9 protein-coding genes and 1 pseudogene are annotated in these 9795 nt (G+C 73.5%); 2 read left to right on the top strand and 8 right to left on the bottom strand.

Annotated features, from left to right (window positions below; all coding sequences use genetic code 11):
* Both ACWEO5_RS36630 and ACWEO5_RS36625 read left to right on the top strand, forming a co-directional pair.
* Positions 1-450: pseudogene (locus tag ACWEO5_RS36630) on the top strand (hypothetical protein); the annotation flags it as partial.
* 77 nt (positions 451-527) lie between these two features.
* Positions 528-890 (top strand): hypothetical protein, encoded by a 363-nt coding sequence (locus ACWEO5_RS36625; RefSeq protein ID WP_452166424.1) that lies wholly within the window; start codon positions 528-530, stop codon positions 888-890.
* Between the two features lie 216 nt (positions 891-1106).
* Here the strand turns inward: ACWEO5_RS36625 and ACWEO5_RS36620 are convergent, their stop codons facing one another.
* From ACWEO5_RS36620 to ACWEO5_RS36585, 8 genes are all read right to left on the bottom strand, one after another.
* Positions 1107-2123: a LacI family DNA-binding transcriptional regulator gene (locus ACWEO5_RS36620; protein WP_452166426.1), complete on the bottom strand. Its 1017-nt coding sequence runs from the start codon at positions 2121-2123 to the stop codon at positions 1107-1109.
* Positions 2124-2416: 293 nt separating this feature from the next.
* A complete protein-coding gene (locus ACWEO5_RS36615; protein ID WP_452166423.1) occupies positions 2417-3445 on the bottom strand; it encodes a LacI family DNA-binding transcriptional regulator in 1029 nt (342 codons plus the stop codon).
* Positions 3446-3628: 183 nt separating this feature from the next.
* Entirely contained in the window at positions 3629-4249 is a 621-nt protein-coding gene (locus ACWEO5_RS36610; protein ID WP_452166422.1) for a GDSL-type esterase/lipase family protein, read from the bottom strand.
* 210 nt (positions 4250-4459) lie between these two features.
* Complete coding sequence (manA, locus tag ACWEO5_RS36605; RefSeq protein WP_452166421.1) at positions 4460-5659, bottom strand: mannose-6-phosphate isomerase, class I; 1200 nt, start codon at positions 5657-5659, stop codon at positions 4460-4462.
* Between the two features lie 104 nt (positions 5660-5763).
* Positions 5764-6795, bottom strand: a complete 1032-nt coding sequence (locus tag ACWEO5_RS36600) for a LacI family DNA-binding transcriptional regulator (RefSeq protein WP_452166420.1) — start codon at positions 6793-6795, stop codon at positions 5764-5766.
* A gap of 145 nt (positions 6796-6940) precedes the next feature.
* Positions 6941-7726, bottom strand: a complete 786-nt coding sequence (locus ACWEO5_RS36595; protein ID WP_452166425.1) for a carbohydrate ABC transporter permease — start codon at positions 7724-7726, stop codon at positions 6941-6943.
* 77 nt (positions 7727-7803) lie between these two features.
* Positions 7804-8775, bottom strand: a complete 972-nt coding sequence (locus ACWEO5_RS36590; protein ID WP_452166419.1) for a carbohydrate ABC transporter permease — start codon at positions 8773-8775, stop codon at positions 7804-7806.
* Positions 8776-8883: 108 nt separating this feature from the next.
* The coding region (locus tag ACWEO5_RS36585; protein ID WP_452166418.1) for an extracellular solute-binding protein at positions 8884-9795 on the bottom strand (912 nt) is incomplete at its 5' end.

The following is a 9795-nucleotide window of genomic DNA, read 5'->3' as shown; positions in this document are numbered from 1 at the left end:
ACGCACTCTCGCCGCACCGGCCGAAAACCCAAGTACATCCAGTACGAGGGCTTCCGGCCGGCACGCCGACAGCACGCACCGGACGCCGCTCCTTCACGGCAAAGGCTGCCTGACGCGGCACTAGCCCTGGTCCGGGCCCGCGACCCGCGCGCCCTCGACCTGCTGCCCGCCACCGCCCGCCCCCGGCTGCGCGTCCTGATCGCCCGGCAACTCGCCTCCGGCCCGGACGAGTTCACCAGCCGGACGCTCGTCGACGCACTCGGCGCGATCGGCGGCGGCACCCCCGAACTGACCGCCTGCCTGCGCGCGGGCCGGGCCGCCGCCCGGGCCGCCCGGACACTCGGCCGCACCGCCACCGCCACCCCCGAACTCGCCGCCCTGCTGAGCGAGTCGGCCACCGCCGAGGACGGAACGCTGCGCGCGGCGCCACCGCCGCCCACTACCGGCTGACCGGGGACCCGGCGCCGGCCCTGCGGGTCTTCCCGGAACTCCTGACCGGCCCCCAACCCCTGGCCGCAATCGCCGAGTTGGAGCCGCTGGGGCCCGCCGCCGCACCGCTGCTGCCGCTGATCACCCCGCTGCTCGCCGACCGCCGCCCCGAACACCGGATCGCCGCCGCCGGGGCCCACCGCCGGATCACCGGCTCCCCCGGCCTGCCCGCCGCCGACCTGATCGCCGAACTCGACCCGGCCAGAGCCGTGTTGCGCGCCCTGCCGCTGCTCGCCGCCCTCCCCCGGCTCCCGGCGGAGGCCCGCCCGTTCCTGCGCGGCCTGGCCTTCGCCCCGCGCCGCCTGCTCCCCGAGGGCCTCCCCGCCCTGCTCGGCCGCACCGGTGGCGGCCGCGACGACTACCGGGCCCGCACCCTGGCCCTCGCCCTGCTGCGCACCTGAACCCCGGCCCGGCGTCCGGGCGCGGAACCCCGCACGGAACGCCGCGAGGGCCGCACCGTCGGACGGCGGCGGGCGCTGCCGACGATCCGCGTCCGCAACTGCTCCACCTGCCGCGCCGTGGCCGCGCGCTGCGCGAGCGCTCCAGCCGGTCTCAGCCTGCCAACGTCCCGTGCCCGCCGTCGTCCGTCAGCCAGGTATGCCCGGCGGGCAGCCGGTTCAGGGCGCGGCGGGGCCGGTGCTGCCGCGCGGGACGAGCACCGGGGTGCCAGCCGGGCGGGACGGGGCGCGGCCCTCGTCGATGAGTTCCAGCAGGCAGCGGGCCACCTCCTCGCCGACCGCGAACGGGTCGTGGCTGAGCGCGGAGAGCTGCGGGCGGGTGATCCGGCACAGGTCGGAGTCGTCCCAGGCGACCAGCGAGACGTCCTGCGGGACGCGCAGGCCGAGCTCCTCGGCGACGGCGACCGCGGCGACCGCCATGATGTCGTTGTCGTAGACGATCGCGGTGGGCCGCTCGGCGGCCGTCAGCAGGGTCCGGGTGGCCCGGGCCCCGGCGGGCGCGGACAGGTCGGTGGGCAGGCTGCGGGCCGTGACGGCCGGGAGTTCGGCGGCGGTGGCGGCGAACGCGTCCCCGCGCAGCAGCGTGCGGCCGAGCGCCTCGGGGCCGGTGACGTGGGCGATCCGGCGGTGCCCGAGCAGGGCCAGGTAGCGGACGGCCTCGGCGATCGCAGCCGCGTCGTCCGTCCACACCGCCGGGAACGGGCCGGACAGCGCGGGCTGGCTGACCGCGACGGCCGGCATCCCGAGCTTGTGCACCGGCTCCAGCCGGGGGTCGTCGGCGACCACCCCGACCAGCACCGAACCGTTCACCCGCCCGGACTGCCACCACTGCCGGTACAGCGCGATCTCCGCGTCCCGGTCCGGGACGCTGTGCAGCAGCAGCGCGCACGGCCGCTCGGCGAGCACCTGCTCGATGCCGCCGATCAGCGCCATCTGCACCTGGTCCAGCCCGGGCCCGCCCCGGGTCAGCGCCATGCCGACGGTGTGCACCCGGTCGCCCTGGGCGAGCGAGCGGGCCGCCAGGTTCGGTGACCAGCCGAGCTCGCGGGCCGCCTCGACGATCCGCCGCCGGGTCGCGTCGGAGACCCCCGGCCGGTCGTTGAGGGCCAGCGAGACCGCCCCCGCGGACACCCCGGCCCGCGCCGCCACGTCCCGGATCGTCACCCGGCGCTGCATCCTGCCGCTCACCCCGTCCCTCACCCACCCGCCACCTGCGGGCCCCCATCCTGTCAGGTCCCCGCCGCCGAACGGCACATCGGCTCGGCTCCGAACGGCGGGGCCGTGCTGCGCATGGGCCCCGTCAGGGGCTCGGGGAACGGCGGGTCGATGCTGCTGACGGCCGGAGCCCATCGGAGGTCCGTGCTGCTGCGTGCAGTAACAGGACCAGAAGCAGACGCGCTGGGCGGCGGTGAACCGCCGGCAGCCGCGGCCTCGCCGTTCCCCGGGTGCCTGGACGCGCGCCCTTGCTCTCAGTGTCCGCCGGGAGGCGTCTCCCCCGAGCCGCGCGGGATGAGCAGCGTCGGGATCTCCAGCCGCGCCGGGGGCGAGGCTTCTCCCGCCATGCGGTCGAAGAGCCGGCGGGCGGCGAGCGCGCCGAGGGCGACCGGGTCCTGGGCCACGACGGTGAGGCCGGGGGTGAGCAGGTCGGCGAGTTCGAGGTCGTCGAAGCCGACCAGGGCGGGGCGGACCGCAGCGGGGAGGTGGTGCAGGGCGGCGAGGGTGACCCGGTTGTTGGCGGTGAACAGGGCGGTGACGGCGTCGGGGCCGGTGGTGAGGCGGTGGACGGCGGCGGCGACCCGGGCCCGGTCGGTGGGGCCGCAGTCGATCCACTTCTCGTCGACGGGCAGTCCGGCCTCGGCCATCGCCTCGCGGTAGCCGCGGGCCCGCTCGGCGGCGGTGTGGATGGTGGGAAGGTCGCCGATGAAGCCGATCCGGCGGTGGCCGTGGGCGATCAGGTGGGCGGTGCCGGCCTTCGCGCCGCCGGCGTTGTCGCTGAGGACGGCGTCGGCGGCGATGCTGCCGGGGCGGTCCAGGAAGACCACGGGGGTGCCGGACTCGACCTCGGGCAGCAGGTAGCCGTGGTCGTGGCCGGCCGGGACGACGATCAGTCCGTCGACCCGGCGGGCGCAGAAGGCGAGGGCCAACTCCTTCTCGCGGTGCGGCTGTTCGCCGCTGGAGCCGGTGAACAGCAGGCAGCCCTCGGCGGCGGCGACCTGTTCGACGGCGCGGGAGAGCGCGGAGGAGAACGGGTCGCTGATGTCCTCCAGCAGCAGGGCGACGCTGGCGGTGCGGCCGGTGCGCAGCAGCCGGGCGCTGTCGTTGCGCCGGAAGCCGAGCGCCTCGATCGCGGCCCGCACCCGGGCGGCCATCTCGGGGGTGACGCCGCTCTCCCCGTTCACCACCCGGGAGACCGTCTTCAGCCCGACCCCGGCGGCGGCCGCGACGTCCTTCATGGTCGGGCGGGCACCGCGGAGACTACTGGTGGGGCTGCTGGTCATGTCAGGGAGAATAGTGCGCGCGCCACCCCGCCCGACACGCCCGCCCCTCCCCGTCCGCTTCCGGCCGCCGGCCACGCACCGGAAGCCGCGCCGGAGCCGCGCGAAAACCGCCCGAACCCCGGACGGAAGCCGGACGGAAGCCGGACGGCCCAGCCCGGGGCCGGCAGCGGCCGGCCGGGGGTGTCAGGCCCCGTCGGTGACCAGGTCGAGCCAGGCGTCGGCGAGCAGGCGGTGGCCGAGGGGGGTGGGGTGGACGCCGTCGCCGGCGATCAGGGTGGGGTCACCGGCGGTGCGGGCGGCCTGGTTGAGCAGGCCGTCGGCGGCGAGCAGGAGGGCGTCGTGCTCGGCGGCGAGGCGGCGGACGGCGTGGATCCGCGGGTCGAGGTCCTCGCGCCAGGTCCACTGGGCGGGGGTGACGGGGACGAGGAAGGGTTCGATCAGGACGAGCCGGGGCGCGCAGTGGGTGTGCAGGCGGGCGAGCAGGGCGCGGTACTCGTGTTCCCAGGCGTCGGCGGGGCTGGGCCGGCCGCTGTCGTAGCGGCGCCAGGTGTCGTTGACGCCGATGAGCAGGGAGAGGAGTTGCGGGCGGTGGGCGAGGGTGTCCTCGTCCCAGCGGGCGCGCAGGTCGGTGATCCGGTCTCCGGCGATGCCGCGGTTGAGGACGGTGGGGGTGCCGGGGAGGGCGGCGGCGGCCATCGCGGCGTAGCCGTGGCCGAGGTGGTCGGGGCGGGTGCGGTCGCGTCCGGCGTCGGTGATGCTGTCGCCCTGGAACAGGACGGTGGTGGCGGTGGCGGCGGGCGGCATGCGGGCTCCTCGGGTGTGGCGGGACGTGCGGTGCCCGCCGCCCGGGTTGACGGTCACCGGACGGCGGGCGGTTCGGGCGGCGGGCGGAGGGTCGGGGGCGAACAGTCGAACGGGCGGACGGGCGGGCGGACGGGCGGACGGGCGGACGGGCGGACGGGCGGACGGGAACTGCGGAACGGACAGTACTGCTTCTGCCCGTCCGCGCCGAGTTCACCGCCCGCGCGGCACCTTCGCCCGGAAGACCGTCGCGTCCCCGGCCAGTCGCAGTGGTCCGCCCGCGGCGGGGACGTACGCGCACTCGCCGGGTCCGAGGGTGGGTCCGTCGTGGAGGCGGACGGTGCCGCGGACGCAGAGCAGCAGTTGCGGGCCGTCGTCGTCGATCACGACGGGGGCGGGGTCGCCGAGTTCGATCCGGGAGAGGGTGAACTCGGCGGCGGGGGTGAGGAATTCGAGTTCGCCGGGGCCGACGGGGACGGCGGGGGCGCGGTACGGGGCGGTGGGGCGGAAGTCGACGACCTCGGCGAGGGCGGCGGTGTCGACGTGCTTGGGGGTGAGTCCGCAGCGCAGCACGTTGTCGGAGTTGGCCATGATCTCGACGCCGAGTCCGCGCAGGTAGGCGTGCGGGACGCGGGCGTCGAGGTAGAGGGCCTGGCCGGCGCTGAGCCGGACGTGGCCCAGCAGCATGGCGGCCAGGATGCCGGGGTCGCCGGGGTAGTCCCGGGCGGCGTCCAGGTAGACGGTCCAGGTCGCCGCGTCCGGGTCGTCGCTCTCGGCCAACTTCCTGAACGCGGAGGGCAGCTCGGCGGCTGCCTGCTCGCCGCGGGCACGGTCGTCGGCGAGAGCGGCGGTCAGCACGGTGCGCAGGGCGGTCTCGGCGGGGGCGGTGCGCAGGGTGTCGATCCAGGGGGCGAGGGCGGGGAGGTCGAGGCGCTGCCAGAGCTCGGCGCTGGCGCGCGGGTCACGGAAGCCGCAGAGGGCGTCGAACTCGCCCAGGGCGCAGATGAGTTCGGGTTTGTGGCTGCGGTCGCGGTAGATCCGCCGGGGGTCGTCGAGCGGGAGTCCGGCGGCGTCCTCGGCGGTGTACCCGGCTTCGGCCTGGGCGGTGGTCGGGTGGACCTGCACGGAGAGGGCGTGTTCGGCGGCCAGCACCTTGAGCAGGAAGGGCAGTCGGGGCCCGAAGCGGTCGGCGACCCGGGGGCCGAGTTCGGCGGCGGGGTCGCGGGCGATGACGGCGTCGAGCGGTTCGGGGCCGCGGCCGCGGTCGATCCGGGAGGGGGCGCCGGGGTGGGCGCCCATCCAGAGTTCGGCCTCGGGTTCGCCGCCGGGCGGGCGGCCGGCCAGTTGGGCGAGGGCGGTGGTGGAGCCCCAGGCGTAGTGGCGGATGGTGGTGGCGAGCAGGTCGGCGGTCATCGGGGGTGCTCCGGGAGGGTGGTGCCCCGGCCCGGCCCCGAACTTCCTTACCCTCAAAAGGAGTCGGGGACGGGCCGGGAGTCTGCGGGCGGGGCGGGCTGCGGTCAGTGGGTGGCGGGCGGGGCGCTGCTGCCGCGCGGGACGAGCACGGGGGTGGGGGCCGGCCCGGCGGGCGTGCCGCGGTGCTCGATGACGTCGAACAGGGTGCGGGCGACCAGCGCGCCGTACCCGTGCACGTCGTGGCTCATCGCAGACAGCGCGGGGTGGGTGAGCCGGCACAGCTGGGAGTCGTCCCAGGCGATCAGGGACAGGTCGGCGGGGACGTGCAGGCCGAACTCGGCGGCGACCGAGATGCCCGCGACGGCCATGATGTCGTTGTCGTAGATGATCGCGGTGGGGCGGTTGGCGGACGCGAGCAGCATCCGGGTGGCGCGGGCACCGGCCTGGCCGGAGAAGTCGGTGGGGACGCTGCGCGGCGGCTCCAGTCCGAGCTGTTCGGCGACGGTGGCCAGCGCCCTGGTGCGGATCGCGGTGTGGCCGAGGTCGGGGGCGCCGCCGACCCGGGCGATCCGGCGGTGGCCGAGCATCGCGAGGTAGCGGACGGCGTCCTCGACGGCGGCCGAGTCGTCGGTCCACACCGCGGCCAGTTCGCCGCCGGCCAGGCCGGGGTGGCCGGCCGCGACGGTCGGCATGCCGAGGGCGGCGAGGGCGGGGATCCGCGGGTCGGCCTCGGTGAGGTCGACCAGGACGGAGCCGCTGACCCGGCGGGTGCGCCACCAGGTGCGGTGCACGGCGATCTCCTGTTCCCGGTCGCGGACCAGGCGCAGCAGCAGGGTGGCCGAGCGTTCCTCCAGCACGCTCTGGATCCCGGAGATGAACTCCATGTAGAAGGGTTCCAGGCCGAGTTGGCGGGCCGGGCGGGTGATGACCAGCCCGATGGTGTCGCTGCCGGGGGCGAGCCGGGCCAGGCTGCGGGCGGCCTGGCTGGGCACCCAGCCGAGTTGTTCGGCGGCGGCCCGGATCCGTTCCCGGGTGGCGGTGGAGACCCCGGGCCGGTCGTTCAGGGCCAGCGAGACGGCCCCGGCGGAGACCCCGGCGAGGGCGGCGACCTCCCGGATGGTGATGCGTCCGCTCACCGCGCCACCTCCCGTTCCCGTTCCCGTCCCGCCGCTTCCCGGGCCCGTCCGGTCGTTCCCCCGTGCGCCCGTCCCGCCGGGCCTCCGTGCGGCGGCACCGCGGCGCAGGTGCGGTGCCGCCGCCCGTTCCCCCCGGTGCGGCGGCTCACTTGGTGGAGCCGGCCGCGAAGCCGGCGTAGATGAGGCGCTGCAGGGCGAGGAAGACGATCAGGGTGGGGAGGATGACCAGGATGGCGCCGGCCGAGATGATCTCCCAGTTGACGCCGAACGGGCCCTGGAAGCGGAACAGCGAGGTGGAGATGGTGCCCAGGTCGGTGGAGGGCATGTACAGGAACGGGATGAAGAAGTCGTTGTAGACCGTGACGCCCTTGACGATCACCACGGTGGCGATGGCCGGCTTGAGCATCGGCAGGATGATCCGCCAGTAGATGGTGAACGAGTTCGCGCCGTCGAGGCGGGCCGCCTCGTCGAGGGAGACCGGGATGGAGCGGATGAACTGCAGGAAGATGTAGATCGAGATGATGTCGGTGCCCAGGTAGAGCAGGATCGGCGCCCAGCGGGTGTTGAACGCGCCGAGCTCGTTGACGATCTGGAAGGTGGCGACCTGGGTGGTGACCGAGGGGACGAGGCTGGCGAGCAGGAAGGCGCCCATCACGAGGCCCTTGAAGCGGAACTCGAAGCGGTCGATCGCGTAGGCGGTCATCGAGCCGATCACCACGGTGCCGGTGACGGACACCAGCAGGATGATCCCGGTGTTCAGGAACGCCGGCATCATGTGGCCCTGGGTGAAGGCGATGCGGAAGTTCTCGAAGTTGAACCAGTTCGAGGGCAGGTCGAGCGGCCCGGTGCCCAGCGCCTCCTTGCGGGTCTTCAGCGAGGTGAACAGGATCACCAGTAGCGGGACCAGCACGACTGCGCTGGCCAGCACCAGGGAGAGGTACTTGGCGCCGGACGCGGCGGCGGAACGGGCGTGGAAGCGGCGACGGTTGTTCGTAACGGCGTTGGTGGTCACGACAGTTCCACCCTCTCCTCCGGCACCAGGCGGCGCTGGATCCAGGTGACGATCAGGATCAGGATGATCAGCACGACGGCGCTGGCCGAGGCGAGACCGAACTTGTCGAACTTGAACGCCATGTTGATGCTCTGGATGACGAAGGTCTGCGAGCCGTTGGAACCGCCGGTCATGATGTACGGGATCTCGAAGACGGCGAGCGAGCCGGAGACCGCGAGGATCGCGCTGAGGCTGATCACCGGCTTGATGCTGGGCGCGATGATGTGCCGGAACTGCTGCCAGCGGTTGGCGCCGTCCAGCGCGGCGGCCTCGTACAGGTGCGGCGGGATGGACTGGATGGCGCCCAGGAACAGCACCAGGTTCAGGCCGGTGTAGCGCCAGACCGACACGCCGGCCAGCGACTTGTTGACCAGGTCCGGGTCGCCGAGCCACTGGTGCTTGCCGTGCACGCCGATCATCGACAGCAGCGAGTCCAGGGTGCCGTGCGGCTGGAAGAAGAACAGGAAGACGAACCCGATGGCGACGCCGTTGATCAGGTACGGGAAGAACAGGATGCCCTTGAACAGGTTCCGGAAGCGGGTGTTGAAGCTCAGCACGGTGGCGAAGTACAGGGCCAGCGCGATCTGCAGCACCGCGGCGATCAGGTAGACGCCGGAGACCAGGAACACCTTGAACAGCTCGGGCCGGGTGAACAGGTCGGTGTAGTTCTTCAGGCCGACGTTGTTGCGCTCCGGGCTGATCCCGTCCCAGTCGGTGAAGCTGTAGCCGATCATGTCGCCGATCGGCAGGTAGGTGAACGTCACCAGGAACACCAGCGGTACCACCAGGTACAGCCAGGGGGTGAACCACCAGTGGCGGCGCAGAGCCTTGCGCCGGGGAGCTCGGCGCCGGTCGGCCGGGGCGGCCTCGCCGGCCTCGGCCTGCGCGGGGGGCTTTCCGGCACCCCGGTCCCTCTGCAGTGCAGTCATCTTCCGTTCCTTCTCAAGTCCTGACACCTGGTGGGCGGCACGGCCCTGCCCCTGCTCCTCGGGGCGGTGGGCAGTGGCCATGCCGCTCGGTCAACTCGACCGGTGGGGTCAGCCGTTGACGGTCTTCTGGGCTTCGGACCACTTCTTGTTCAGCTCGGCGAAGTAGCTGTTCTGGTCGCCGGAGGCCGCGCCGCGGGCGATGTCCACGAGCTTCTGCCGGTAGTCCGGGGCGTCCAGGTTGATCTCCGCGCCCTTGTCGATCTTCTTGACGGTGGCGGACTTGTCCTGCTTCTGGCCGATCATCTGCACGCCCTTGTCGGCGAACGGCTTGAGCGCGCCGGGCAGTTCGGTGCCCTTGACCGAGGAGATGCCCTGCTCGGCCTGGGCCGCACCGGACTTGGTGATGTACCAGTCCAGCCAGGCCCGCGCGGCCTCCTGGTTCTTGGAGTGCTTGTTGATGCCGTACTTGTAGTCCGGCTGCAGCACCGTGCACGCCTTGCCCGAGGTGGACGGGAAGGGCATGTAGCCGATGTCGTCCGGGCTGGCGCCGGCCTTGGTCGCGGCGTCCTGCATCTGCGAGATCGCCCAGGAGCCCAGGTACATCGTGCCGACCTTGCCGGTGCCCAGCATCACCTTTGACTGGTCCCAGTTGGTGGTGGTCGGGTCGTCCTCGGACAGCTTCTGGTTGACGATCGAGTACACCAGGCTGTCGATGGTGTAGATGTCGTTGCCGCTGGTCCAGGGGGTCGCGGTGGTGGCCATCGCGTCCTTGGCGCCCTCGTTGCAGCTGGGCGCGCCGATCGCGTCGGTCCACTGCCGCAGCGGCCAACTGTCGTGGTAGTTGGTGTAGTACGGCACCGCCTGGCCCTTGGCCTTGATGGCCTTCAGGTCGGCAACGAACTCGTCCGGGGTCTTGGGCCACTCGGTGACGCCGGCGTCCGCCCAGACCTTCTTGTTGTAGACGAAGCCGGTCACCGTGCCGAAGTTGGCGATGCCGTAGACCTTGTCGCTGACCGTCGC

This window comes from Kitasatospora sp. NPDC004272 (assembly GCF_053603035.1).
The sequence above is the reverse complement of the archived record's forward strand: the minus strand, read 5'-3'. Positions and strand labels throughout refer to the sequence as shown.

Coding starts and splice junctions, on each gene's coding strand:
- ACWEO5_RS36620 (WP_452166426.1), bottom strand. CDS start 2,123: ATGCAGCGCCGGGTGACGATCCGGGACGTGGCGGCGCGGGCCGGGGTG.
- ACWEO5_RS36615 (WP_452166423.1), bottom strand. CDS start 3,445: ATGACCAGCAGCCCCACCAGTAGTCTCCGCGGTGCCCGCCCGACCATG.
- ACWEO5_RS36610 (WP_452166422.1), bottom strand. CDS start 4,249: ATGCCGCCCGCCGCCACCGCCACCACCGTCCTGTTCCAGGGCGACAGC.
- manA (WP_452166421.1), bottom strand. CDS start 5,659: ATGACCGCCGACCTGCTCGCCACCACCATCCGCCACTACGCCTGGGGC.
- ACWEO5_RS36590 (WP_452166419.1), bottom strand. CDS start 8,775: ATGACTGCACTGCAGAGGGACCGGGGTGCCGGAAAGCCCCCCGCGCAG.